Origin of the sequence: Streptomyces hiroshimensis (genome assembly GCF_014650335.1) — a bacterium.
In the GTDB taxonomy this organism is placed as follows: Bacteria; Actinomycetota; Actinomycetes; order Streptomycetales; family Streptomycetaceae; genus Streptomyces; species Streptomyces hiroshimensis.
The window spans coordinates 323152-347250 of record NZ_BMUT01000009.1; the positions used below are offsets into that span (position 1 = coordinate 323152).

Annotated in this window: 19 protein-coding genes, 1 tRNA gene and 1 other RNA gene; 16 read left to right on the plus strand and 5 right to left on the minus strand. The window is 70.0% G+C overall.

Annotation, left to right across the window (positions count from 1 at the left end; genetic code table 11):
* Window positions 1-1095: 1095 nt before the first annotated feature.
* Together IE241_RS21810 and IE241_RS21815 are read right to left on the minus strand one after the other, a co-directional pair.
* Window positions 1096-2754: a phospholipase D-like domain-containing protein gene (locus IE241_RS21810; RefSeq protein WP_190023464.1), complete on the minus strand. Its 1659-nt coding sequence runs from the start codon at window positions 2752-2754 to the stop codon at window positions 1096-1098.
* Entirely contained in the window at window positions 2751-6392 is a 3642-nt protein-coding gene (locus IE241_RS21815) for an AAA domain-containing protein (protein WP_190023465.1), read from the minus strand. The genes IE241_RS21810 and IE241_RS21815 overlap by 4 nt, the downstream gene beginning before the upstream one ends.
* A gap of 305 nt (window positions 6393-6697) precedes the next feature.
* Between IE241_RS21815 and IE241_RS21820 the strand changes: the two genes are divergently transcribed.
* Window positions 6698-7960, plus strand: coding sequence for a competence protein CoiA family protein (locus IE241_RS21820; protein ID WP_190023466.1), 1263 nt, complete (start codon window positions 6698-6700; stop codon window positions 7958-7960).
* Between the two features lie 88 nt (window positions 7961-8048).
* Here the strand turns inward: IE241_RS21820 and IE241_RS21825 are convergent.
* A tRNA-Ser gene (locus IE241_RS21825) sits at window positions 8049-8136 on the minus strand.
* A gap of 111 nt (window positions 8137-8247) precedes the next feature.
* Between IE241_RS21825 and ffs the strand changes: the two genes are divergently transcribed.
* The 10 genes from ffs to IE241_RS21875 all read left to right on the plus strand — a co-directional run bounded on the left by ffs (window position 8248) and on the right by IE241_RS21875 (window position 16560).
* Window positions 8248-8342, plus strand: an RNA gene (ffs, locus tag IE241_RS21830) — signal recognition particle sRNA small type.
* A gap of 86 nt (window positions 8343-8428) precedes the next feature.
* On the plus strand, window positions 8429-10759 hold the full coding sequence (locus tag IE241_RS21835) for a DNA polymerase III subunit gamma and tau (protein ID WP_190023467.1): 2331 nt from the start codon (window positions 8429-8431) through the stop codon (window positions 10757-10759).
* A gap of 253 nt (window positions 10760-11012) precedes the next feature.
* Window positions 11013-11357 (plus strand): YbaB/EbfC family nucleoid-associated protein, encoded by a 345-nt coding sequence (locus tag IE241_RS21840; RefSeq protein ID WP_190023468.1) that lies wholly within the window; start codon window positions 11013-11015, stop codon window positions 11355-11357.
* Between the two features lie 51 nt (window positions 11358-11408).
* The gene (recR, locus tag IE241_RS21845; RefSeq protein ID WP_190023469.1) at window positions 11409-12008 is read left to right on the plus strand and encodes a recombination mediator RecR; all 600 of its coding nucleotides are present in this window, start codon (window positions 11409-11411) and stop codon (window positions 12006-12008) included.
* Window positions 12001-12657, plus strand: a complete 657-nt coding sequence (locus tag IE241_RS21850) for a DUF5063 domain-containing protein (protein ID WP_190023470.1) — start codon at window positions 12001-12003, stop codon at window positions 12655-12657. The genes recR and IE241_RS21850 overlap by 8 nt, the downstream gene beginning before the upstream one ends.
* Before the next feature lie 170 nt (window positions 12658-12827).
* The gene (locus IE241_RS21855) at window positions 12828-13850 is read left to right on the plus strand and encodes a methyltransferase (RefSeq protein ID WP_190023471.1); all 1023 of its coding nucleotides are present in this window, start codon (window positions 12828-12830) and stop codon (window positions 13848-13850) included.
* Between the two features lie 147 nt (window positions 13851-13997).
* On the plus strand, window positions 13998-14807 hold the full coding sequence (locus IE241_RS21860) for a helix-turn-helix domain-containing protein (RefSeq protein WP_190023472.1): 810 nt from the start codon (window positions 13998-14000) through the stop codon (window positions 14805-14807).
* Window positions 14804-14998: a DUF397 domain-containing protein gene (locus IE241_RS21865; protein ID WP_190023473.1), complete on the plus strand. Its 195-nt coding sequence runs from the start codon at window positions 14804-14806 to the stop codon at window positions 14996-14998. The genes IE241_RS21860 and IE241_RS21865 overlap by 4 nt, the downstream gene beginning before the upstream one ends.
* Before the next feature lie 303 nt (window positions 14999-15301).
* Entirely contained in the window at window positions 15302-16201 is a 900-nt protein-coding gene (locus IE241_RS21870; protein WP_190023474.1) for a hypothetical protein, read from the plus strand.
* A gap of 41 nt (window positions 16202-16242) precedes the next feature.
* Window positions 16243-16560 (plus strand): hypothetical protein, encoded by a 318-nt coding sequence (locus IE241_RS21875; protein ID WP_190023475.1) that lies wholly within the window; start codon window positions 16243-16245, stop codon window positions 16558-16560.
* 4 nt (window positions 16561-16564) lie between these two features.
* Here IE241_RS21875 and IE241_RS21880 read toward each other — a convergent pair whose 3' ends face one another.
* The gene (locus IE241_RS21880) at window positions 16565-18244 is read right to left on the minus strand and encodes an ATP-binding protein (RefSeq protein WP_190023476.1); all 1680 of its coding nucleotides are present in this window, start codon (window positions 18242-18244) and stop codon (window positions 16565-16567) included.
* A gap of 116 nt (window positions 18245-18360) precedes the next feature.
* Window positions 18361-18819: a hypothetical protein gene (locus IE241_RS21885; protein ID WP_190023477.1), complete on the minus strand. Its 459-nt coding sequence runs from the start codon at window positions 18817-18819 to the stop codon at window positions 18361-18363.
* 126 nt (window positions 18820-18945) lie between these two features.
* Here IE241_RS21885 and IE241_RS21890 point away from each other — a divergent pair, with 126 nt between their 5' ends.
* From IE241_RS21890 to IE241_RS21910, 5 genes are all read left to right on the plus strand, one after another.
* Window positions 18946-19533, plus strand: coding sequence for a PH domain-containing protein (locus IE241_RS21890; RefSeq protein WP_190023478.1), 588 nt, complete (start codon window positions 18946-18948; stop codon window positions 19531-19533).
* A 165-nt stretch (window positions 19534-19698) separates the two neighbouring features.
* Window positions 19699-20970, plus strand: coding sequence for an aspartate kinase (locus IE241_RS21895; RefSeq protein ID WP_190023479.1), 1272 nt, complete (start codon window positions 19699-19701; stop codon window positions 20968-20970).
* Complete coding sequence (locus tag IE241_RS21900; RefSeq protein ID WP_190023480.1) at window positions 20967-22073, plus strand: aspartate-semialdehyde dehydrogenase; 1107 nt, start codon at window positions 20967-20969, stop codon at window positions 22071-22073. Before IE241_RS21895 ends, IE241_RS21900 begins: the two co-directional genes overlap by 4 nt.
* A gap of 281 nt (window positions 22074-22354) precedes the next feature.
* Window positions 22355-23014 (plus strand): SigE family RNA polymerase sigma factor, encoded by a 660-nt coding sequence (locus tag IE241_RS21905; protein WP_336004131.1) that lies wholly within the window; start codon window positions 22355-22357, stop codon window positions 23012-23014.
* A complete protein-coding gene (locus IE241_RS21910; RefSeq protein ID WP_190023481.1) occupies window positions 23011-24078 on the plus strand; it encodes an anti-sigma factor in 1068 nt (355 codons plus the stop codon). The genes IE241_RS21905 and IE241_RS21910 overlap by 4 nt, the downstream gene beginning before the upstream one ends.
* Window positions 24079-24099 lie beyond the last annotated feature (21 nt).

A 24099-nucleotide genomic window follows, 5' to 3' on the forward strand; every position in this document is an offset into this window, starting at 1 on the left:
ACCCAGCGGCGCTGGTCAGGGCCCCGACGCAGTGGGGCGCCAGCCAGGCCGCGCTGGTCCCGGCCCTTGAATCGTGGAAGAAGGCCCTACTGCCATGACCATTGCTGCACGCCGGAGGTTCAGGCAGACCCGGAGGCACACGTCGGCTGGTGGTCGTTGATGAGCCCTCTGAGAAACCGGCACCAGCGCCCGCGGCAACGGCGGGGAGGGGCCCCTGCCCACGGCCGCCCTGTCTCCGGCTGGCAGCGTTCGCCTCCGGGGTGTTCGACCACCTGGCCAAGCACCCGGCCCACCTGACCTACGACGTGATCATCACTCGCCCCTGCCGGGCGTACATGGCGGGTCGTGCAGACGGGGGGCCGCTGTGACCTACGAGCTCCGGCTCACCAGCCCGTACGCCTCGTTCACGGCGACGCCGCTGCACCCGAAAGCGAAGCAATTGCAGGAGGTTCGTCGGTTTGCCCGGGCAGTGTGACGGCGGCCCCGCACACGGCCACTTCAGGCGGAGAGCGTCCGCGCTCTGTGGACATCCGCCCGAGCTGTGCAGGGCCGAGGACGGAGTGACCACCTGCTCGTGCGGCGCGCAGATCTTCACTGACTACCGGGCGCTGGGAGGAGCGGCCCTGGACATCGCGGAGCGCAGTCCCGAGCCGTCAGCCGGGCGGACGATGCGCGGGACCGGGACCGGCATGTTCACGCGCAATTCCACGCCGGGAGCGGAGTGGATGGAGGGCAGCTCTGACGAGACCGGCCGAAGTGATCGGTACGTGGATGGCGATCGTTCTTGTTGCTGAGGAGAGTCACATGGCACAACACTCTGCTGACGGGTTACGCCGCGGGTACGACCGGTGGTTCGCATCGAGGCCGCAGACGGTCGTGCTCCAGCCGACGAGTTTCTGCAACATGGACTGCACCTACTGCTACCTGCGAGACCGGGGCCTGAAGAACGACATGCTGCCCGCGACCGCCGGCGCCGTGGCGGCATCGGTCGACGAGGGGGGAGATCAGCTCCCAGGCATGCGACTTCGCGGGCCGCCGCCCCTCGTGAGGAGCCCCAACGCCTCCGTGATGGCACAGCGACGTGGGAGACCACTCTTACGGCATGGCCAAGGTATCCGGGCGGCGGATCACCGCCGAGATTCCGCGGAAGCCTGCAGCGAACCCACTCTTGTGTCGGCGAGCACCGCCAACCCGCAAGGCACCGTCGTCGGAGCCCTGCGCGACCCGTGCATGCTCGTCGTCCACGATCAGTTCGGCGAGGACGTGATCCTTCAAACGGTCTCCCCGGGCGGCGGAGACGGCGGTGTCGTCCTGGCAGCGGTCCGCCACATGTCGCCAGCGGTCGGCGGAATCCGGATCGCCGCTCCACGTCCACAGACCTGCGGCTGCCCGTGCCACTTGGGCCATGAACTCGGTTCCGCCCATGTGAACGGAGCGTGCCTGCCCCGATCCGGGTGACCCGACCCATGCGTAGCTACCGATGACCGCTTCGAGCGCTCCGTCCCTCCCATCGAAGATCAGGAGGCTCGCACCGCTGCCCGTTCGTTCCCTGGCCGGCTTCAGGAGATCCCTGCCCAGTCGTTCTGCGGCGTGGTAGCCGATCCGGTGTAGCAGCTCGACGACGTTCTGCGCGTTGGTTCCCTCGTCCGTGTCGCCGTACAGGATGTCCACGCGCACCCCGCGCGCCACCGCAGCCTGGATGGCGTCGCCGAGCTTCGACAGGCTCTCCATGTTCACCGTGGGTGAGGCGATCAGGACGTGGTTCGCCGCCGTGGCCAGTGCCTCGGCGATCACGAGTTGGTGGGCCTCCTCGCCGGACACTTCCGAGAACAGGGCCGCTTCGGTCGACTGGTCCGTGGGGCCGTCATCGCTGCTTCCGAAGGGTTCGGTGCCGTAGAGCCATGGGAAGGAGGCGCTTGTCTGGGGTGCCGCTGCGGCCCCGAGCGCGGCGGCCGCAGGCTTTCGCCCCGGGATGCTCAGCGGTGTCGGCCGGCGCCCGGGGCCGGTGGCCGACACCTGGGCCTGTGCCGGAGGCGCCACCTTCACGGCGATCGCCTGTGGCGCCGGTTGGACGTCCGGGGCGCTCTCCAACTCCTCCTTCCTGGCCTGTGCCACTGCCAGGATCTCGGCTGACAGAGCCTGGTGCCAGCCCCGCGGGAGCCCCGTGATGAACCGGTCGACGAGGTCGACGCGCACGGGGAGGAATCGGTCGACCGTCACGAGCCGGGGCCGTCCGATGCTGCGCACCCACTCGCCGCTATTTCGGGGCAGTAGCTTCTGGATCTGGGACTCGTCCAGTGCGTTGCGCACGATGCGCAAGGGTGTGGACGGGTTGAGGTCCGGCCGTGCCTCCTGCTTCGAGACGGTCAGCACTTCACCTCGCCTGGCCAGTTGCCCTGCCGTGCGATCGAGGACCACGGTGCAGGGCGCGGCAGGGGCCACGACGACCGATGCCGGGTCCTTACCGGACAAGCACGCCTGCTGCCCTTCGTCGGTGAGGACGAAAGTGGCCTCCCGGCCGCTGGTGACGGCGACCCACCCCGCACCGACCAGGGTCACCACGGCTTCGACCATCAGCCGTTCGTGGACGCGGAAGGTGTCGCACAGAGAGGTCAGTGTCGCGCCCTGGTTGGGGGCGACACCTGCCTGTGCGGCGATCTCTTCCAGAACCCGCCGCTCCAGACGGCTGTACGGGCGGCCCCGGGCCACGCTGAAGTTGACGCTGAACATGCTCACGGGTACGAGGACGATCACGAGTGCTCCCTGAGGTCAGCCGGGATACGTAGAGCCCTGCCATCCAGGAACCATTCGTCGAGCAGGGTGACGATCTTCTTGAAGGACCACAGGGGTTGGGACTCGTCTTCGAGACGTACTGCCTGCACCTGGTGGAGGAAGAAGTCCCAGGACCCTACGAGGATCAGCAGGCGCTCCGCCCGCGAGAGGAGCACGTTCATCCGGCCCGGGTCGTCGAGGAATCCCAGGCCGTGACCGATCTCCTTCTCGTTGTTGCGGACCAGGCTGATGGCGACGACGTCCGCCTGGTTGCCCTGGAAGGAGTCGACCGTGTGGGCGGGGAACCGGTTGCTGTTGTCCGCTTCGGCCTTGAGACCCAGCTGGACCTGCAGTCCAGCGGGGAGGGGCGTGTCCCGCAACTGCTTGCTGAGCAGGCTCACCTGCCGTGAGTACGGCGCCAGCACCGCGAGCTTGCCCTGACACCCGCCGTCCGGTCCGAGGGTCTGCAGGAAGTTGGCGAGCGCGCGCGCCTCCGAAGGATTGGTGTACTTCGATTGGCCGCTGTTCGGACCTACCTCATGGGTGGTGGCATCGTCGCGGCACCACGGCACGTCGAGCCAGACCACGGCACGGTCACGAAGGCCGCTCGGGGTGTGGAAACCGTGACGCACCCGCTCGACCGGTTCGCCTTGCTTGTCCAGGGTGCGATTCATCAACCGCCTCTGGTAGTACGCCTCGGAGATCAGCCGGCCGATGTCCGGGTGCATGCGGTGCTGGCCGATCAACTGCCCCGCAGACGCTCCCTTCGCCTCTGTGTCCGTGACGAGACGGTCCGCACCCGTGGCCACGGCGCAGTACTCGTACAGACGGTGGAAGGTCTTCAGCCATTCCTTGGAGTACTCGCGGAACTCGTCCCGGTCCGCCTGGCTGCGGCGCTCCCACGAGTCGAGCCATTCCTGGTCGAGCATGCCGGACGCGCGTGGTTTGAGGCGGCCGAGGATGTGTGCCACCGGGTCCAGCTTGTCGATTCCCTTGTGGTAGTCCTCGTATCGGTAGGGGTCCAGCTGCTTGTGGTCACCGATCAGCAGCCAGCGATGACCTGCCTGCAGTGGCAGCGCGAGGTCGAACGCGTGCGCCTTGCCCGCCTCCTCGACGATCGACCAGTCGAACGCCTGACCAGCGGCGAGGGCGACCAGGTCGCCGGCGCTGGTGGTGCAGTACGTGAGGTTCGCGCCGCGTTTGACCAGCTCGACGAAGTCCGACGAACGGGGGCCGAGGTCCCCCTGCTCCTGCATCATGTTGATCTCGCTGACCATGGCCTTCGCGTCGTCCAGCCAGGCGAGCTGCACCTCGCTGGGCGAACTCATGGCTTCGAGCTGGGAGATGCTGCGCTGGAGCACCTGCCTGGCCACGCCCTCGACGCCGTCCTCCGGCAGGGTGGTTCCGGCCTTGTGCGGGCCCCGCAGCCGGATCTGTAGCGGCCTGTCGGCCTCGGGTACGTCCTGGAACGCCTCGCCCACCTTCGACCTGAGCACGTCGACGGCTCCGTGGGCCTGGGCCGTGACCAGCACCTGGACGACGGGATCCTCGGTGATGATCTCGCGCAGCAGCCAGGCGACGAGGGTGGTCTTGCCCGTGCCTGGCGGCCCTTGCAGCGTGTAGATGGGTCGAACCCGCAGGATGTCCTCGATGCTGGCCCGCTTGGGCTCGTCGACCCGATCGTGATCGAGTTCGACGGGAAGCTCGGAGGCGCCGGTGTCCATGCGGACGTGGCTCGGGGTGGCCAGCGAGCGCAGGAGGTATCCGTGTTGGTCGAGGGCGTCGATGGCCTTCTTGCGACGCCGGAACAGACTGATCTGCCCGGGCATGCCAGCGCTGCGGAGGAACCCCTCCTTCTCCAGCTTCACCCGACCCTTGCTCAGGCCCGGGCGGCTGAGGGTGATGCACTCGGTTGCCTGGTCCATGTCGTCGACCTGCCACACGTTGCCGTCGTCGTCGGACTGGGGGTCCCGGGGCGGGAGCTTGAGGCGGGCGCCGTCGCGGGCTCCCGACAGGATCACCTTGCGGTCGCTGCCCCGTACCTCCTTCTGCAGGAAGTCGATCAGGTCCACGCGGAACGGCTCGAAGATCTCGTGTCCTTCGGGGCGCGCGCGCTCCTTGACCACGGCCCGCTCCACGCCGTCCTCCTGCCACGGGGCGCGGACGACTTCGTACGGGAAGATCTGCGAGTCGAGGAGGAGCAGCTCGATCTGATTGCTCACTCGGACGAACTCGTGGAAGCGGCCGAGCTCGCGCGAGACCTGGGCACTGCGATCGATCTTCGGTAGCGCGAGCTCCCACGACGTGGCGTTCTGCGCGATCGTACGGTCGCGGGCCACCTCGTCTCTGGCATAGGCGAACACGCGGCCGGGTGGGAGTTCGCGGAAGCTGTCGTCGCACTCGCTGTAGAGCAGCGGCTGGGCGGACCGGCAGTCCGCGACCTGCCAGCTGGACGTGCCGTCCTTCCCCCGGTGCGGCGTGATCCTCAGGCTGAGCCTGCCGCCGACGAGGATGAAGTACGGCCTGTTGGGGACGGCGTACAGAAGGGGCTTCTGCAGGTCCTGACGGACGAACTCGCACGCCTCCTTCCGGTGGATCGGGTCCCCAGGGATGAAGGTCCCCATGGGGTCGAGGCGCAGGTGGTCGCGCAGCCCGCTGTCCATCAGGTGATCGATGAACTCCGGCCGCCGCAGATCGAGGGCCAGGACGTACTGGGCATCTTCCTGCTGGGTGCGCAGGGGGTTCGCCAGGGCCCGCGTAATGTCCTGGATCCGGCCGATGATGTCGTATGGCGCGGTCAGGCGCTCCAGCGGGTCTTCGGCGACGAGGTCCAGCAGCAGCTTGCGTTCGGCCTCGGTCAGCTCGGCCTTGGCGGTGTCGATGGTCTTGAGCACCCGTGCGTGACGCTCGGGCGGGGGATTGGTGGTGAAGCGTTCAAGGTCGAGGAGCAGCCGTGCGCAGAGGATGCCGAAGGCGAACCAGTCGTCGTCCTGACGCCAGGCAGTCACGCCCCCCGTGGTGCGCTCGGGTGGAACCGGCCAGCCGACAGGGGGCTGGGTCCCCACCGGACGGCCCAGTTTGACGGACCACTCGAAGCCGCCGAGTCGCAGGGACTCGGCACCGAGGTCCTCGTCGAAGAAGAGAGAGTCGAGGTCCACGCCCCGGTGCAGGACCTGTCGCTCGTGCAGCAGGTTCAGCCCTGTGGCGACGCGCCGTAAGCCGTTCCACAACTGTTCGCGGGCGGCTGTCCCGCGGTTCGAGAGCCACGGGTAGCGTGCCCGGCGTCGCAGCGCGGTGGCGACGCGCTCGTAGCCCGGCGCCTCCAGGACCATGACGAAGCAGTTGTGTCCCCGGTCGAGGCCGGCGTCCTTCAGCACGACCAGGGCGTCGTCTGCCCTGGGACTGCTCGCGATCTTGTATAGGGTGCGCAGTTCGTGGTCCCAGAGGGCGCGCTGCACCCTGTCCGGTTGGTCACCCTCGTACGTCCACGTCTTGAGCAGGTACGTGTAGCCGTCGCTGAAAGCCTCCCAGACCTGGGATTCGCCATCACCTGTGTGCGGACCCGCGGTGATCTCGTACCTGTTCTGCAGAAGCAACGTCCCGATTGTGGGAGCCGTCATCCATCCACCTTCACGACCTGGAGAGCGGGTGAGCAGACACTACGTGCGGCCCTGCCTGGCCGCGCGAATGAAGCGTGATCCTACTCACGCTCGTGGAGTCATTGCGGCCGGTTTCGGACATCCGCACGCACGACTCGGCGGGATTGAGGCAGGTTGTCGCGGAGCCTTTGTCCACCTGGGAGTTCGAAGGCCCTTCCGGCTGCTCGATTCGCCTCCGGACTGGTCGGTAGTGCAGGGCAAGTGCTGCCAACACCTCTGAGTATGCGCCCTGTTGGAGTACCAGTGGTCCTTCCTATGGTGGAGAGATGGCAAATGGGGTATGGCACACCGGATATGGCCTAGAGATCAATCTGTCCCTGCCTGATCTCGGTCACCCGGGGCGTCCCGATCTGCTGCGGGAGATCACCGCCAGGGTCTCTGACCGCGACCCGCAGCTGCTCGAATGTCTCGCGCACCACGACGGGCGGGAATGCCTGTCGGAGACCGGCGGGAAGTCGCCGTGGATGTTCATCCGCCGAGGCCGGGTCGGGGGTCGGCGGCCGCTCGTGGCCTCGCACCTGCCGATCACGCATAAGGCGACCTCGGCGGAGAGCGCGCAACACAAGGCGACCAAGGAACGGGTCGTCGAGACCGCCGCGCGGTACGGCCTGGGCGCCGAGGCCGAGGTTCCCATGGCCAACCGGCGGAGCGTCTCGGACGCCGTCGTCGTCGGGCCCGGCGGCATACGGATCGGCTGGGAGATCCAGTACCACCACCTCAGTCCGAGCAGCGTCCACCGGCGCTCGGTCAACGCCAGGGAGCACGGCATCACCCCGCTCTGGGTGGCGAAGGACCGGACGGTCTCCCTGATCGACCGGGCTCCCTGGGCGCGGGTCGACGACATGCCGTGGAAGGACATCGCCGACGGCAAGGAGATGGTGATCCGCGGTGGGTTCCGGCACCTCGAAGTCTGGAAGTGCGTACCGAGCAGTGAGCGCCACTGTCTCGTCAGCGAGGGCGCCGGCCACTGTGGCGCGATTCACGCGGACTGGTTCGTGCCCGCTCTGTGCCTCCCGCAGCGGAAGCCCGTCCACATCGAGGACCTGGTCCTGCAGAGCGCGACGGGCGAGAGCGTCCCGGTCTACGTGCCCAACCGAGGAAGCGGCCGTGCCGGTCGGCACATGTGGGTCTCGGCCGACGACCGCACGCTGTGGCAGGAGCTCATCGGCGAGAAGACTCCTCTCCCGGCGGCCCCAGCCGAAGACGAGGACGACGTGATCACCTTCGCCGAGCAGGAGATCGACCGGACCTGCCGAGCTGGTGAGGAGGGCTGGTTCGTCAGTGACGGCCGGCCCGTCCGCGATCTCGATCAGCCGACCGGCGGCTTCACGCTTCCCCGCATGCCGGTCCAGCGCTCCCGCGACACGATGCGGATCACCGCCGTGGAACGCGCCGCAGCCTCCGCCGCGCTGGGGTGCCCGCCGTGGGAACTTGGGCTCTGCGTCGGCTGCGGCCAGTTGATGCGGCGCTACGGTCGGAACGCGGCCATGTACTGCAACGTGTGCCGGACCGTCCTCAACAGGCGGTAGCCGGGAACTGCAACCAAAACTGCAACCAGGGAACGACGAAGGCTCCGACCGCTGTGCGGTCGGAGCCTTCGTTTCGGCTGGTCAGCCGTGGCGGAGGATACGAGATTCGAACTCGTGAGGGGTTGCCCCCAACACGCTTTCCAAGCGTGCGCCCTAGGCCTCTAGGCGAATCCTCCGCCGCAAACAATACAAGACGCGGAGGGGTGCTCGCGAACACGTGGTCGCGGGGGACGTCCGGAGCGTGCCGGGGTGGCTGAGCACCCCGGGCGATCCGCTAGGCTTGGGGGCAAGCCCCTCACGTGGCGCTATCTGACTGAACTCCCCCAGGGCCGGAAGGCAGCAAGGGTAGGTCGGCTCTGGCGGGTGCGTGGGGGGCCCTTGTGTTTCCGGGGCCCGCGCCCCGGAGTCGCGGGGGCCTGTGGATGTGAGCGAGGCCACTTGTCAGTGCGGCCCGATATCGTCGTAGGTGTGTCGTCCCTCGCGCTCTACCGCCGCTACCGCCCCGAGTCCTTCGCCGAGGTCATCGGGCAGGAGCATGTCACCACCCCGTTGCAGCAGGCGCTGCGCAACAACAGGGTCAATCACGCGTATCTGTTCAGCGGGCCCCGCGGCTGCGGCAAGACGACGAGCGCGCGCATCCTCGCCCGCTGTCTGAACTGCGAGGAGGGGCCGACGCCCACTCCCTGCGGGCAGTGCCAGTCGTGCCAGGACCTCGCGCGCAACGGGCGCGGTTCGATCGATGTGATCGAGATCGACGCCGCCTCCCACGGTGGTGTGGACGATGCCCGTGAGCTGCGGGAAAAGGCCTTCTTCGGGCCCGCCTCCAGCCGCTACAAGATCTACATCATCGATGAGGCCCACATGGTCACCTCGGCGGGCTTCAACGCCCTGCTGAAGGTGGTCGAGGAGCCGCCGGAGCACCTCAAGTTCATCTTCGCGACCACGGAGCCCGAGAAGGTCATCGGCACCATCCGCTCGCGTACGCACCACTACCCGTTCCGCCTCGTCCCGCCCGGCACGCTGCGTGACTACCTGGGCGAGGTCTGCGGGCAGGAGAAGATCCCCGTTGAGGACGGCGTGCTGCCGCTCGTCGTGCGGGCCGGTGCCGGTTCCGTGCGTGACTCCATGTCCGTGATGGACCAGCTCCTGGCCGGCGCCGCCGAGGACGGTGTGACATACGCCATGGCGACGTCCCTCCTGGGCTACACGGACGGCTCCCTGCTCGACGCCGTCGTGGACGCCTTCGCGGCGAACGACGGCGCCGCGGCCTTCGAGGTCGTGGACCGCGTCATCGAGGGCGGCAACGATCCCCGCCGCTTCGTCGCCGACCTCCTTGAGCGCCTGCGCGACCTCGTGATCCTCGCCGCCGTGCCCGATGCGGTCGAGAAGGGCCTCCTGGACGCCCCTGCCGACCTCGTGGAGCGCATGCAGGCCCAGGCCGGCGTCTTCGGCCCGGGTGAGCTCAGCCGCGCCGCCGACCTGGTCAACGAGGGCCTGACGGAGATGCGCGGGGCGACCTCGCCGCGGCTGCAGCTGGAGCTGATCTGCGCACGCGTGCTGCTGCCCGCCGCGTACGACGACGAGCGGTCCGTACGGGCCCGGCTCGACAAGCTGGAGCGCGGTGCGGCCGCGCTCGTGACGGCTCCCATGGCGCCCGCCGCGGGCTACGTGCCCGGTCCCGGCGCGCACGCCCCTGACCAGGCGTACGGGCAGCCCGCGCACGCCCCCGGGCTGTCGGGTCCGGCCGCCGCCCGCGCGGCGGTCTCCGGGGCTCCTGCACCCGCTGCCGCCCCCGTCCCGGCCGCACCGGCTGCCCAGCCGGCCCCGGTGGCGCCTCCCGCCCCGGCAGCCCCGGCATCTCCGGAAGCCCCCCCGGCTCCGGCCCCGGCTCCGGCCCCGGCTCCGGCCCCCGCTCCCGAAGCCCCCGCCGCCCGCCCCGCCGGTGCCTGGCCGGCGGCTGCCGCGCCCGGCCAGGGCGCTCCCGCAGGTCAGGCGGCGGCTCCTGCCTCCGCCCCCGCCGCCGCCCGCCCGGGCGCCTGGCCCTCCGCCGCCACCCCCGGTCAGGGCCATGCCGCCGCTGCCCCGGCTCCCGCCACGCCCGCGCCTGTGCCCGCAGCCGCCCCGGCGGCCCCCGGCCAGTCCCGGCCCACCGGCGACCCCACCCAGGTCCGCCAGATGTGGCCCGCCATCCTGGACGCGGTCAAGAACCGCCGCCGCTTCACCTGGATCGTCCTCAGCCAGAACGCCGAGGTCGTCGGCTTCGACGGCACCACCCTGCAGGTCGGTTTCGCCAACGTCGGCGCGCGCGACAGCTTCGCCAACAGCGGCAGCGAGGAGGTCCTGCGCCAGGCGATCGGCGACGTCTACCAGGGCCAGGTCCAGTGGAAGATCGAGCTGCTCGTCGGCGGCGGAGGCGGCGGAGGCGCCGCAGGCGGCATGAGCGGTGGCGCCGGCGGTACGGGATTCGGCGCGCCCGCAGGCGGCTACGGCGGCGGTGGCGGCTACGCCCCCTCGGCCCCGGCTCCGGCCTCGGCCCCCGCCGCCCCCCGGCCCGCCGCGGCTCCCGCCCCGGCGGCCCCGCAGCAGCCCCAGCCCCACCAGCCCCAGGCGTCGGCTTCGTCCACACCCCCGCCCCCGGCGGCCCAGGCGTACCGCGAGCCCGAGCCCCCGCCCGTCGCCCCTGAGGACGACATGCCCGCCGAGGACGATCCCGACCTCGACGAGACGGCCCTGACCGGCCACGACCTCATCGTCCGCGAGCTGGGCGCGACGGTCATCGAAGAGATCGCCAACGAGTGACCGGCAGGGATTGACCGGCAGGGAGAAGAGCAGGAAGCAGGGCAGGAGAGGCACCGGGTGCGCCGCATGCGCCCCCGGGCGCCCCCTGGCCCCCGGGCGCCCCCTGTTCTTCTTCCCCCGGCATGGGGCGCGGGAAGCGGCAACCACGTAGGCTCGGGCTACCGAAACATTCGGTGGACGAACACCCACCGAACCGCGCGCAGAACCGCGCGCCGAACGTGCACCAACGTCGTCGACAGCCAGGAGCGAACCCGTGATTCCCGGTGGTGGCCAGCCCAACATGCAGCAGCTCCTCCAGCAGGCGCAGAAGATGCAGCAGGATCTCGCTGCAGCGCAGGAAGAGCTCGCCCGTACGCCCGTCGAGGGCTCGTCGGGCGGCGGCCTGGTGAAGGCCACGGTCACCGGCTCCGGCGAGCTCCAGGCCCTGGTCATCGACCCCAAGGCCGTCGACCCCGAGGACACCGAGACCCTCGCGGATCTCATCCTCGCCGCCGTCCGTGACGCCAATACCGCCGCCCAGCAGCTGCAGGAGCAGAAGCTCGGCCCGCTCGCCCAGGGCCTGGGCGGCGGCAGCGGCATCCCGGGCCTGCCGTTCTGACGGCGGTCGGCCCGCCACCGCTGAACAACATCAAGAAGGAGCATTCGATCCGTGTATGAAGGCGTGGTCCAGGACCTCATCGACGAGCTGGGCAGGCTGCCCGGCGTCGGTCCCAAGAGCGCGCAGCGGATCGCCTTCCACATCCTCCAGGCCGAGCCGGCCGACGTCCGTCGGCTCGCCCACGCCCTGACCGAGGTCAAGGCCAAGGTCCGCTTCTGCGCGGTCTGCGGCAATGTCGCCCAGGAGGAGCGGTGCCGGGTCTGCCAGGATCCGCGCCGCGACCCCTCGGTGATCTGCGTCGTGGAGGAGTCCAAGGACGTCGTCGCCATCGAGCGGACGAGAGAGTTCCGCGGCCGCTACCACGTGCTCGGCGGGGCGATCAGCCCCATCGAGGGCATCGGTCCCGACGATCTGCGCATCCGCGAGCTGCTCACCCGGCTCGCGGACGGCACCGTCACCGAGCTGATTCTGGCCACCGACCCCAATCTGGAAGGTGAGGCCACTGCCACGTACCTCGCCCGCATGGTGAAACCCATGGGGCTCAAGGTCACGCGGCTGGCCAGCGGCCTCCCCGTGGGGGGAGACCTTGAATACGCCGACGAGGTCACGCTCGGGCGTGCCTTCGAAGGGAGACGACTTCTCGATGTCTGACGCAACGCTGCACGACGCCAAACGCGACCCCGACGACTTCGCGGTCTCGGTCGCGGACTCCATCGAGAGCTTCATCGTCGCCGTCGCCGAGGTGTCGCGCGGCGATGAGCCCGACAGCGCCGTGCCCTTCCTGCTGCTGGAGGTCTCCCAGCTCCTCCTCACCGGCGGCAGGCTCGGCGCGCACGAGGACTTCCTCCCCGACGAGCGGTACGAGCCCGACGTGGGCCCCGAGCCGGATGTCGACGAGCTGCGGGAGCGCTTCGCTCTGCTCCTCGACCCCGTGGACGTCTACTCGGAGGTCTTCGACCCCTACGTGCCGCGCTCCGCCCCCGTCGCCTGCCGGATCTCCGACGACCTGGCCGACATCATCACCGACCTGCGGCACGGCATGGCCCACTACCGCGACGGCCGGGTCAGCGAGGCCCTGTGGTGGTGGCAGTTCTCCTACCTGTCCAACTGGGGCCCGACGGCCTCGGCCGCCCTCCGCGCCCTCCAGTCCCTGGTCGCCCACGTCCGCCTCGACCAGCCGCTGGACGAGCTGGGTGACCTCGACACCGACTCCGGGGCCACGGAGGAGCAGCTCGCCGAGGAGGCGGGCCGCGTGATGGAGGCGGAGATCGCGGGCCCGCTGGGGCTGCGCGGCGCCTGACCGGCTGCGGCCGCCGCGCCGGGCTGCGGCCGCGCCCCGTCCCCCCCCCCCACGCGCACACGAACAATGCGCGCACTTCGGCCATAGTTGAGGATTCGACGTTCCCGATCTCCCTCCCCTCATAGCCTGCATGCGGACCCCGTACGAGGGGACGACGAGGGGATGAGGACATGGACGCCACGCCCGGCACGGACCACCCGGCCCTGACAGCCCAGTTGGGCGACATCGCAATGGGCTTCTTCTACGCCTCCGCGCTGCGCGCCGTGGCCGTCCACCGCGTCGCCGACCACCTCGCCGGCGGCCCTCTGCAGCCCGACGAGCTCGGCCGGCGCGCGGGCCTGCACGGGCCGACGCTGCGCCGCGTCCTGCGCCTGCTGGCCACGCGCGGCGTCTTCCAGGAGGACGGACAGGGCGCCTTCGGCCTCACCCCGTCCGCCGAGCTGCTCCGTACGGACGTGCCCGGCTCGGCGCACAGCGGGATGGTCTGGATCACCGAGGAGGTCTTCCAGCGCTCGGCCGCGGGCCTGGAGGACGCCCTGCGGACGGGCGTGACGCCGTTCGACGCGGCGTACGGCATGCCGTTCTTCGACTACCTGCGTACGGACGCGGAGGCGCAGGCCCGGTTCGACACGGGCATGGCCGCCATGTCCGGCCCCGAGGACGAGATCGTCGCCGAGGCGTACGCGTTCCCGGCCACCGGCACGGTCGTGGACGTCGGTGGCGGCCGCGGCGGCCTCCTGCGGGCCGTGCTCACGCGCAACCCCGGGCTCTCCGGCGTCCTGTTCGACCAGGAACAGACCGTCGCCACGCACCTCTTGGACGTCAAAGAGACCGCAGGCCGCTGGCGTACGGACGGCGGGAGCTTCTTCGAGGCCGTGACGCCGGGCGGCGACCTCTATCTGCTGAAGCACATCCTCCACGACTGGAACGACGAGGACTGCCTGCGCATCCTGCGCGCGATCCGTGCGGCGATCGTCCCCGGCGGCACGCTGCTGGCGGTGGACGCGATCCTCCCGCCGGGCAACGATCCGCACTTCGCCAAGATGGTGGACATCATCATGCTGGCCTGTCTGAGGGGCCGGGAACGTACGGAGGAGGAATTCCGCTCGCTGCTCGGCGAGGCGGGCTTCCGGGTGAACCGGATCGTTCCCACGGAGACCTTCTCCTCGATCATCGAGGCGGTGGCGGTCTAACCCTGCCAACCCCGACGCGGCGATAACGTTCCCCCGTACACGCACACTCGTGCGGGGGAACTTTGGCCGTTCTGGCTCGTATCCGGCTGGCCGGTCTTAGCCTCTGGCGCAACCATGTCGGTACGGACCGTGAGGTGAACGGCGACGATGCTGCGCAATTCCCGACCCCCCATTGCATGGCGGTACTGCGGCGGCCAGATCAAGATGTGGCGCGCACAAGCGGACGTCTCGCGCGAAGAGTTGGCGGCGGAGGCCAACTACGACGTCGAGACAGTGAAGTCGATGGAGCAGGGGCGACGGCGGCCCACGCAGAGACTGCTGATGGTGGCGGACCAGCTGTGCGGCGCGAGGGGGTTCCTGATCGCGGCGGAAGAGTACCTGCTGCCGGAGAAGGACCTGTCGCGAGCGCCGGAATACATGGCTGCTGAGGCCGTGGCAGTGGTCGTGCACGGCTTTGAGCTCGTGCTCATTCCTGGCTTGCTGCAAACCGAGGAGTACACGCGAACGATCATGAGTGGGAGCATTCCCCTCATCCCCGAGGAGAGGATCGAGAGCGGTATCGCATATCGCGTGGGGCGCCAAGGGCGACTGGGCGACGAGACGGTGCTGTTCAACTTCGTGATCTATGAGGCGGCCCTACGTGCCATGGTGGGCGGCCCAACAGTGATGAAGGGACAGCTTCGGAGGCTGCTGCAGGTAGGGGAGCAGCGAAACGTGTTCATCCAAGTTCTGCCCGCCGGGCAAGGCTACTTCCACGGAATGGGAGGGGCGTTCACGGTCCTGCAGGGCCCGGAGGGTGAGCACTTCGCCTACACCGAGTGCCAGGGGGCTACCTCGCTGGACTCGGAAGGGGAGAGGGTCAGTGCAATGGTGAACCGCTTTGCCATGCTCCGCATGCAGGCCCTCGGCGAGGAGGAGTCCAGGCGGTTCATCGCTACGTTGATGGAGGAGTTGTGAGTGTCAGGCTGAGGTGGATCAAGTCCAGCTACAGCGGCGAGACGCAGAATCTCAACTGCGTTGAGGTGGCTGCCATGTCAGGTGCGATGCGGGTCCGAGACTCGAAGCTCGGGGGTATCGGTCCGCGGCTGTCGATACCGGCCCACGCCTGGGAAGCGTTCATAACCTACGCGTCTGGGGCGGCGGACTGAGCTTCGGGCGCCGGGCGTCGAGATTCGAGCCCTCTATGCAAGGAATGGGCGGGGAGGTTGAACCCACCCTCCCACCCATGGCGTAGGTGTGGCAGCGAGCGCTGAAGTCGCCTATACCACAAGAGACATGACTTTACGTGATCGGGTCGCGACGATCCGCTGCGGCCGTGTAGCGTGCGCAGCAACAAGCAACCCCCGCCGGTGCTAGCAACACCGAACGGGGGTCTGACCATCGAGATCGAGAGACGCGATCCCTTGGCTGCAGCCAACCTTAGCGCTGACGCGCTCCCGTACGCGCCCCCCATGGCCCGACCCGGCTTCGGAAAACGCTCCGCACCCGGTCAGGCGCCCCGCCGCGCGGACGACTTCGCTCACCTGCCCGCCCGCGAGGCATCCGTCGCCGGCTACCTGGACCGCCTGCCCGAGGGCGCGGCCATGGACGTGAAGACTCTGGCCAAGGAGCTGGCGGCGTACGGCCAGCAGGCCATCCGCACCGCGCTCAATTACCTCGCGCAGGCCGGGCACCTGTGCCGCCGCCGCGAGCCGGTGGGGGAGGGCCGTACGCAGTGGGTGTTCCGTACGTACTTCTCGCGGACGCCACGGAACGAGGTGTGGTGGAAGAGGTTTTTGAGGGGCGACGCACCACCCGAGCAGGTTGACGCCGCCCCCGAACCCGAACCCGTACCGGCGGCGCAGCCCCCGGCCCGCTCCCGCGCGTACAAGACGCTGGCGACGCTGGGCCGTACGGGCGACCGCCGCCTGACGCTGTCGGCGTCGGAATGTGCGCAGTTGGAGCCGCTGGTGGCGGAATGGTTCGCGCGGGGAGCGAGCGAGGCGGACATCGTCCGGGCCGTGGCGTCGGGCCTCCCGCCGGAAGTCCACTGCGCGGGCGCCTTCGCCCGCCGCCGACTGATCGACAAGATCCCTCCGGAACGGTTCCACGAGCCCGCCGACCTGCCCGGTCCGGCGCCCGCCGAGAAGGTGCAGTGCAGGACGTGCTGCGCCCCAGGCCCCCCGGAAGCGTTCTCGGAAGGCCTGTGCCGCGCCTGCCTGCCGCCGAGTGCGTCGCACGCTGCCGAGGAGGCACTCGCTGCCGAGCGTGCGGAGGGGGTCCGGCGCCGTGTGGCAGACCTGAAGGCGTCTTTGGTCCGGCAACGGCCGGGCGATGTGTTGAACAGGAAATCAGCCCGCAAGCGGAGGTAGCCCCCTCCCGAACCCTGGAGGTACCCCCTGTGGATGACGCTATGACCTACCGCGCCTACGAGCAGGTGTACATCGAGCTGCTCAGTGCCGCCGCCCATCTCGACACAGTGCGTCGTGTGGACCTGGATGCCGTCGAACCTTGCGCCACCGCAGCCATGCACGCGGTCCGTTTCGCCGTCGCCATCCTGTCACCGGCCGTCCCGACGCTACCGCCGCCCCGCTTTCCGGACGACACGGAGCGCCTGCTGCAGCTCGCCGCGAATTGGCGTGAGGCGGCACTTGGGCTCGGTGACTTCACACCTCCGCGCCCCGACTTGCGAGTGGTCGGCGACACGGCACCGCCGTCGAAGAAGACGTGACCTTTTAGCGCTCGGTCTCCTCAGCGCGGACGAGGGCTTCATGGGCCCGTTCTTTGAGTGCCTTTACTCTGCGCAGGACCCGTTCGTCCGCGGGGAGCGGCAGCAGAATGGCCAAGGCCTGATCGATTGCGGCAAGCGAGTCGTTGATACTGCCCGTGAGCACAATGTGTTCGGCGAGGTCGAGATAGGCCCTGGCTCGCACGTATGGGTCCTCATCGTCGACGAGCAGCTTGGACGTGACCCCGGCGCTTACCGCGGTGAAGCTCACGTAGCCGGCGAAGCCCGGGACTGGATTCGGCACCCTGACCCGTTGCAGGACGCTGGTGGGGAGAGTCGCGAGCACCGTGAGGCCCAGACGGACGGCGTCGTCGTTCGATTCGAGCACGAGGTCCAACTGTGTGAGGTACAGCGGTGCGAGCTCGTGCTCGGCCAGGTGAGGCCACCGTGCCGAGGCGGAGGCGAGCGTGTAGAGGGCGTGCCGGGGCCACCCCGGCAACTCGCCTTTGTCGGCCAGGAGCCGGCGGGCGGCACCCGTGGCCCACGGATCCGGCGCGTAGTCCTCCACCTCATGCCCGGGCGTGGTCAACGCGATGAAGTCCTCGGCGAGGACGTCCGGGTAGAGGGGCTCCAGCACGGTTCCGGTGTGCGGGGTGGAGGACGGATACGGCACCGCATGGTCCGTGAGGAGCCGGGCCGCGTCCCCGTCCGGGCAGGCGTCGATCGCGGTCAGGGCCGCCCGGCCGTCCTGATACGTCACGGCACCCGTAAGAGCCGCCGTATAGACGGCTCGGCCGAGTGCGTCCGGGGGCGTCGTGACGCGGCTATTGGCGTGCAGTGTCTGCCAGTGGTCACGTTCACGGTTCAGGAGATAGGCGGAGAACTGCGCCGGAGTGTTCAGGCCCGTCTCCGCCTGCTCCGGGTTACGGCGTACGCGGTCTACCTCTGCCAGCGCCGCCATGTGGATGGCGAGGACCGACCGGAAGCCGGAGTCTTTGGACAGTACGACGGGCGGCGGGAAGATACCGCGCGCCCCGGGCGCCTTCAGGGCGGCAGCGAACCGCTCCCGTGCCGCCGCGAAAAGATCTCCCGCGCTCGTGATCGGGTCATCCGCCAGCGTCGACAGCGGCAATTGGTCCGTCGCCAGGCCCATCCGGTCCAGCCGATTGGCGAGCGGCTGCCACCATGCCCCCGCGGGCCGGGCCACCAGCAGCACCCGGGCCGGGCGGCCCTCCTGGCGTGCTGCGTCCTGCATGAGCTCCAGCAGGTCGGTGACCGGCCACCGTTCGGCGTAGTCGGCCACCATCAGTACGCCGGTTCCGGCCTTGTCCGCCCGGCACGCCGCGGTCCCCACCGGCGCCGGGTCGCTCGCATGTCGCGCCTGCAGTACGTCCCAGCCCGCTTCACAGCTCAGCGTCGCGAACCGCGCCGCCAACCGCGTCTTGCCCTGGCCGCCCGGCCCGTGCAACAGCAGCACCGACACGGACGGCGCGCCGTCACGCCACTCCGCGAGCCGCGCCAGCTCGGCGGACCGCCCCGTAAAGGGGACGACTCCCTGCCGGGCCAGCAGCAGGCGGGCCGGCTGGGCGCGGGCCTCCTCGACGGTCAGCCGGGGGCGGGCCGACGGGAAGGCGTCCACCCGGTACAGCGGGGGCTCCCCACCGGTGACGGACACATCGCCCGTCACAGCCGTCACCTGCACCACGGACCCGTAGACGACCGACCCCGCGACCCACGACCCGCGGCCGCGCTTCTCCGGGCCACGCGTTTCCGGACGCCGCCGCTCCGGCCACCAGCGGGCCATCATCGGCCCTGCTCGATGTCGACATCTCCGTCCGTCTCGCGGACCTGGTCGACCGGCCCGCCGACCGTGCTGCCGGAAACGGTCTGGCCGTTCCCCGGGGCGGCGGCGGGGCCCGGCGCGGGCGGCGTACCCGGCGTGGCTCCCGGCCCGCCCGTATGCCGGATCCGGACGGCCCCGCCCGTACCGGATACCTGCGTGACCCCGCCCCCGACCGAGCTACCGGTCACCGCCTGGCTTCCCGCCGCTTCGCTCGGCCCGCTCGGCCCGCTCGGCCCGCTCCGCCCGCGCCGTAATCCGGCCACTGCCACCCACAGCCCCGCCAGCCCCACGAACAACCCCAGCACCGTGGCCCACCGCTCCGCGGCGTCCCACCCCGCCACCGCGAAGTACACCGCGAGCCCCACCACGGCCGCGGCGGCTGCCGCACCGCCCCAACGCGCCTGCACCCGTCCGTTCATGCACCGCATGGTCCCGAACCGAGGGGCGCTGCGCCGGGCGAACCCGGTTTTTGGCAGGCTGTCGGCACTTGTCCGATCATGATCGGTACCGAATTCTCGAAATTCTCGAAAGCGGGGGGAACCGCGATGAGTGACGTCAGAGACACAAGCGATGACGCAAGCGACGTGGAGGAGTACCGGGTCACCGGCATCGGCTGGCGGGTCCTTGCGGCCCTCTGCACCGTCGGCGGGGTCGTCTCGCTGGCCTGGGTGACCTTCGGTATCGGCTGGGGCGCGTACTTCGACAGGATCGCCGGGGACTACGGGCCGGAGATCTACGCCCCCTCGGGAGCCGCGATGCTCGGGCTTCCCCTCTTCCTCGGGGCCCTGCTCTTCGCCCACCGCGCCCGCACCTGGGTCGCCGCCGACGGGCTGCGGACGCGCACCTGGCGCCGCACCCGCTTCATGCCCTGGCAGGAGATCACCGACATCACCCTCGACCGTCACCGCTTCGGCAACGACGGCCCGTACCACAACCTGTACATCAAGGTACGGCTGCGGAACGGCCGCAGCCGCAAGCTGCCCGCGCTCTCGACCGTGGGGTCGATGTACGGCGTCCACGCGGACATGGTCGCGCGCTGGAAGGCTGCCACGGGGATCGCGGGGGTCACGGGTGCCACCGGGGCAGACACCCCCCGCCCTGCAGATCCCCGTATGGTGCAGCTCACAAAGTGAGTGGTCCGGGCCGCAGCGGGAAGAAGCGACCGCGGGCGGTCCGACGGAGCACCGTCCGCGATCACGGCGCGGCCGACACGTCTCACCATGCGATATCGGCATGGCTGATTCCGACCGCTCGTTAGACTGAGCCGACCGCATTACACAGAGCTGCGAGGAGCGCACGTGGGCCTTGTCGTGCAGAAGTACGGAGGCTCCTCCGTTGCCGATGCCGAAGGCATCAAGCGGGTTGCCAAGCGAATCGTGGAAGCCAAGAAGAACGGCCACCAGGTGGTCGTCGTGGTTTCCGCGATGGGTGACACGACGGACGAGTTGATCGATCTCGCCGAGCAGGTTTCGCCGATGCCTGCCGGTCGTGAGTTCGACATGCTGCTGACCGCCGGAGAGCGGATCTCCATGGCGCTGCTGGCGATGGCGATCAAAAACCTCGGCCACGAGGCGCAGTCCTTCACCGGCAGCCAGGCCGGTGTCATCACGGACGCGGTCCACGGCAAGGCGCGCATCATCGACGTCACGCCGGGTCGTATCCAGCAGTCCGTGGACTCCGGCAACATCGCGATCGTGGCCGGCTTCCAGGGCGTGTCCCAGGACAGCAAGGACATCACGACCCTGGGCCGCGGCGGTTCCGACACCACCGCCGTCGCCCTGGCCGCCGCGCTGAACGCCGAGGTCTGCGAGATCTACACCGATGTCGACGGGGTCTTCACGGCCGACCCGCGGGTGGTGAAGAAGGCCCGCAAGATCGACTGGATCTCGTTCGAGGACATGCTGGAGCTGGCGAGCTCCGGTTCCAAGGTGCTGCTGCACCGCTGTGTCGAATACGCACGCCGTTACAACATCCCGATCCACGTGCGCTCGTCCTTCTCGGGGCTCCAGGGCACCTGGGTCAGCAACGAACCGCAAGGGGACCAGCCGATGGAGCAGGCGATCATCTCTGGCGTCGCGCACGACACCTCCGAGGCCAAGGTCACGGTCGTCGGTGTGCCGGACAAGCCGGGTGAGGCCGCGACGATCTTCCGGGCGATCGCGGACGCCGAGATCAACATCGACATGGTCGTGCAGAACGTCTCGGCGGCGTCCACCGGGCTGACCGACATCTCCTTCACCCTCCCGAAGACCGAGGGCCGCAAGGCGGTCGAGGCGCTGGAGCGGACGAAGGCGCGCGTGGGCTTCGACTCGCTGCGCTACGACGACCAGATCGCGAAGATCTCGCTGGTCGGCGCGGGGATGAAGACCAACCCGGGCGTCACGGCGACGTTCTTCGAGGCGCTGTCGAACGCCGGGGTGAACATCGAGCTGATCTCGACCTCCGAGATCCGCATCTCCGTCGTCACCCGCGCCGACGACGTCAACGAGGCCGTCCGGGCGGTGCACTCCGCCTTCGGCCTGGACACCGAGAACGACGAGGCCGTCGTTTACGGCGGCACCGGGCGATGACCTCCGGCCCCGCGGCCCGTACAGGCACCCACTCGGGTGCCGGTACGGGCCGTAAGCCGGTGCTCGCGGTCGTCGGCGCCACCGGTGCCGTCGGCACGGTCCTGCTGGAGATCCTTTCGCGGCGTGCGGACGTGTGGGGCGAGATCCGTCTCGTCGCCTCCGCGCGCTCGGCCGGGCGCCGGCTCACCGTGCGCGGCGAGGAGACCGAGGTCGTCGCGCTGAGCGAGGAGGCGTTCGACGGCGTCGACGTCGCCATGTTCGACGTGCCGGACGAGGTCTCCGCGCAGTGGGCGCCGATCGCCGCCGCCAAGGGCACGGTCGTCGTCGACAACTCCGCCGCCTTCCGGATGGATCCGGACGTGCCGCTGGTGGTGCCCGAGGTGAATGCGCACGCGGTGCGCGTGCGCCCGCGCGGCATCGTCGCCACGCCCAACTGCACCACGCTGTCGATGATCGTCGCGGTGGCCGCGCTGCACGCCGAATTCGGGCTCAGCGAGCTGGTCGTCTCCTCGTACCAGGCGGCTTCCGGGGCGGGCAAGGCGGGCGTGGACACGCTGCGGGCGCAGCTGGCGGCGGTGGCCGGCTCCTCCCTGGGCACGCAGCCCGGCGACGTGCGCCGTGCGGTCGGCGACGCGCTCGGGCCCTTCCCGGCCCCCCTCGCGCTGAACGTGGTGCCGTGGGCCGGTTCGCTACGGGAGGACGGCTGGTCCTCCGAGGAGCTGAAGATCCGCGACGAGTCCCGCAAGATCCTGGGGCTGCCGGGCCTCCGGGTGGCGGCGACGTGCGTACGGGTCCCCGTGATCACCACGCACTCGCTGGCCGTGCACGCGCGGTTCGAGAACGAGGTCACCGTCGGGCAGGCGCACGAGATCCTGGCGAGTGCGCCCGGGGTCGTGCTCGTGGACGACCCGGCCGAGGGCGAGTTCCCCACGCCCGCCGACGCGGTGGGCACGGACCCGACATGGGTGGGGCGGGTGCGCCGGTCCATGGACGACCCGAGGGCGCTCGACCTCTTCGTGTGCGGTGACAATCTGCGCAAGGGGGCGGCGTTGAACACGGCCCAGGTCGCGGAAATCGTGGCGGCAGAGCTGACCACTCCCTAATCTGGAGAACTGGTGAAGGTCTTGAAGGTCCTGTGATCAAGTCGTTGGTCCAGACCTCTTGAACTGGGCAGATGAAGTGTTCGACGATGCGCTCCCCGCCCACTGCAACCACCGGCGGCCGGGGGGCGTCTTTGCTGCCGTCTCTCAGGGCGGCAATAGAACCGGGGCATTGAGGAAGAGCTGGTACGCATGAGGGCATATGACGCATCGTCACGCGGCGCATCGTCAGACGCGGCGCCTCGCGTGTACAACCCTGACGGGGGGAAGCGTGTCCAACAGGCGTGGCAGAGGTCATCAGCATCGCAACCGCCCCGAGGCGCGGCGGCAGCGCACTGCGTCCGCGTTCGCACCCGTCGGGCGGCATGCCGGTGATCGCTCCCTGGCCGGCCGCCCGCACCGCCGCCCAGCTCCCGCCCCAGCGGGGGGACGCTGACGAAGCAATGGCAGCGGGCACCACAGTCGATCACCTCACCGAGACCTACAGGGCCCACTACCGCTCCCTGCTCGGCCTTGCCGCGCTGCTCCTCGACGACACCGCCTCCTGTGAGGACGTGGTCCAGGAGGCCTTCATACGGGTGCACTCCGCGCGCGGCCGGGTGCGGGATCCGGAGAAGACCCTCGCCTATCTGAGGCAGACTGTCGTCAATCTGTCCCGCTCGGCGCTCCGCCGTCGCATTCTCGGGCTGAAGCTGCTCTCCAAGCCGATGCCCGACATGGCGAGCGCCGAAGAGGGAGCGTACGAACAGCTGGAGCGCGACCAATTGATCAAAGCGATGCGCGGACTGCAACGCCGGCAGCGTGAAGTCCTCGTCCTCCGCTATTTCGCCGATATGACCGAGGCCCAGGTCGCCGAGACCCTGGGCCTCTCGCTCGGCTCGGTCAAGGCGTACGGGTCGCGGGGGATCGCGGCGCTTCGCGTCGCCATGGAGGCTCCGGCATGAACCGCCCCCCTTACGACGGGCCCGGTCCCGACGACGAGCGCGGCGGTGGCATGGACGAAGAGGCGCTCCGGCAGCTGCTGCAGGGCGCCGTGGAGGACATCGAGCCCGCTCCTGATGCGCTGGAGCACATCCGGCGCGCCGTGCCGGCCCGGCGTACCCGCCGCAGGCAGGCCCTCGTGGGCGCCGCGGCCGCGCTGATCCTCGGCGGCACGGCCCTGCCCGCGGTCGTCCACGTCGCCACCACCGGTGACGAGGTCGAGGACCGGCACGCCAATACGGCAAGCAGCCAGCACGCCGCCGAGGAGCCGGGCGCCGAGCCCCGCGGGGTGGTCGACGGCGGGGGCCGGCCCGAGGAGGGCGAGGGCCGGAATCACGACGAGAAGCGGGAGCAGCGCAAAAACGAGGAAAGCAAGGGGAACGAGCCCAAGCCGGCCGCATCCTCCCCCGCGAGCAACCTCCCCGCGCCCACGAACACCTTCGCGGCCGTCTCCCCGATCTGCGACCGCGACCAGCTCGGCAAGGGCAGCGGCTCCGTCGGACCCGCCGACCGCGACGGCCGCGTCTACGGCGCCTTCCGCGTGGTCAACGTCTCGCGCGCCGTCTGTACGGTGGGCGGGCCCGGGACCGTCGCCGCGAGCCCGCGGGGCGGTACCACGAGCGAGCGCGTCTCCGTCGTCGACCACACGCCGGGCGACGCCGCGACCGGCCTGCCCGACCCCACGACCGAGCCCAGCGAGGTCATCCTCCAGCCAGGACAGGCGTACGAGGTGAAGTTCGCCTGGATTCCGACGGGCGACGGCACGCGCAACAGCTGCGCCAAGAACACCGGCGGGGCCTCTCCGGCGCCTTCCGCGGGCGGCGGCGGCGCCAGCGCCTCCCCGGCCTCCGGAACCGTGGCCGCCCAGCCGCCGAGCGTGCCGGATTCGCCCCCGCCCACGCCGCCGCCGAGCATCGTGCTCAGCCACACCCCGGATGTCGGCGAGCCGGCCATAGCCGACGCCAAGATCGACGACGCGTGCGCCGGCACCGTCTACCGGACGGGGCCGATCGCCACAGCGAGGTGACGGCACCGGGGCCGGTGACGG

Coding starts and splice junctions, on each gene's coding strand:
- IE241_RS21860 (WP_190023472.1), top strand. CDS start 13,998: ATGCTGCGCAATTCCCGACCCCCCATTGCATGGCGGTACTGCGGCGGC.
- IE241_RS21885 (WP_190023477.1), bottom strand. CDS start 18,819: ATGAACGGACGGGTGCAGGCGCGTTGGGGCGGTGCGGCAGCCGCCGCG.
- IE241_RS21875 (WP_190023475.1), top strand. CDS start 16,243: ATGACCTACCGCGCCTACGAGCAGGTGTACATCGAGCTGCTCAGTGCC.
- IE241_RS21820 (WP_190023466.1), top strand. CDS start 6,698: ATGGCAAATGGGGTATGGCACACCGGATATGGCCTAGAGATCAATCTG.
- IE241_RS21815 (WP_190023465.1), bottom strand. CDS start 6,392: ATGACGGCTCCCACAATCGGGACGTTGCTTCTGCAGAACAGGTACGAG.
- IE241_RS21870 (WP_190023474.1), top strand. CDS start 15,302: ATGGCCCGACCCGGCTTCGGAAAACGCTCCGCACCCGGTCAGGCGCCC.
- IE241_RS21890 (WP_190023478.1), top strand. CDS start 18,946: ATGAGTGACGTCAGAGACACAAGCGATGACGCAAGCGACGTGGAGGAG.
- IE241_RS21850 (WP_190023470.1), top strand. CDS start 12,001: ATGTCTGACGCAACGCTGCACGACGCCAAACGCGACCCCGACGACTTC.
- IE241_RS21855 (WP_190023471.1), top strand. CDS start 12,828: ATGGACGCCACGCCCGGCACGGACCACCCGGCCCTGACAGCCCAGTTG.
- IE241_RS21910 (WP_190023481.1), top strand. CDS start 23,011: ATGAACCGCCCCCCTTACGACGGGCCCGGTCCCGACGACGAGCGCGGC.
- IE241_RS21900 (WP_190023480.1), top strand. CDS start 20,967: ATGACCTCCGGCCCCGCGGCCCGTACAGGCACCCACTCGGGTGCCGGT.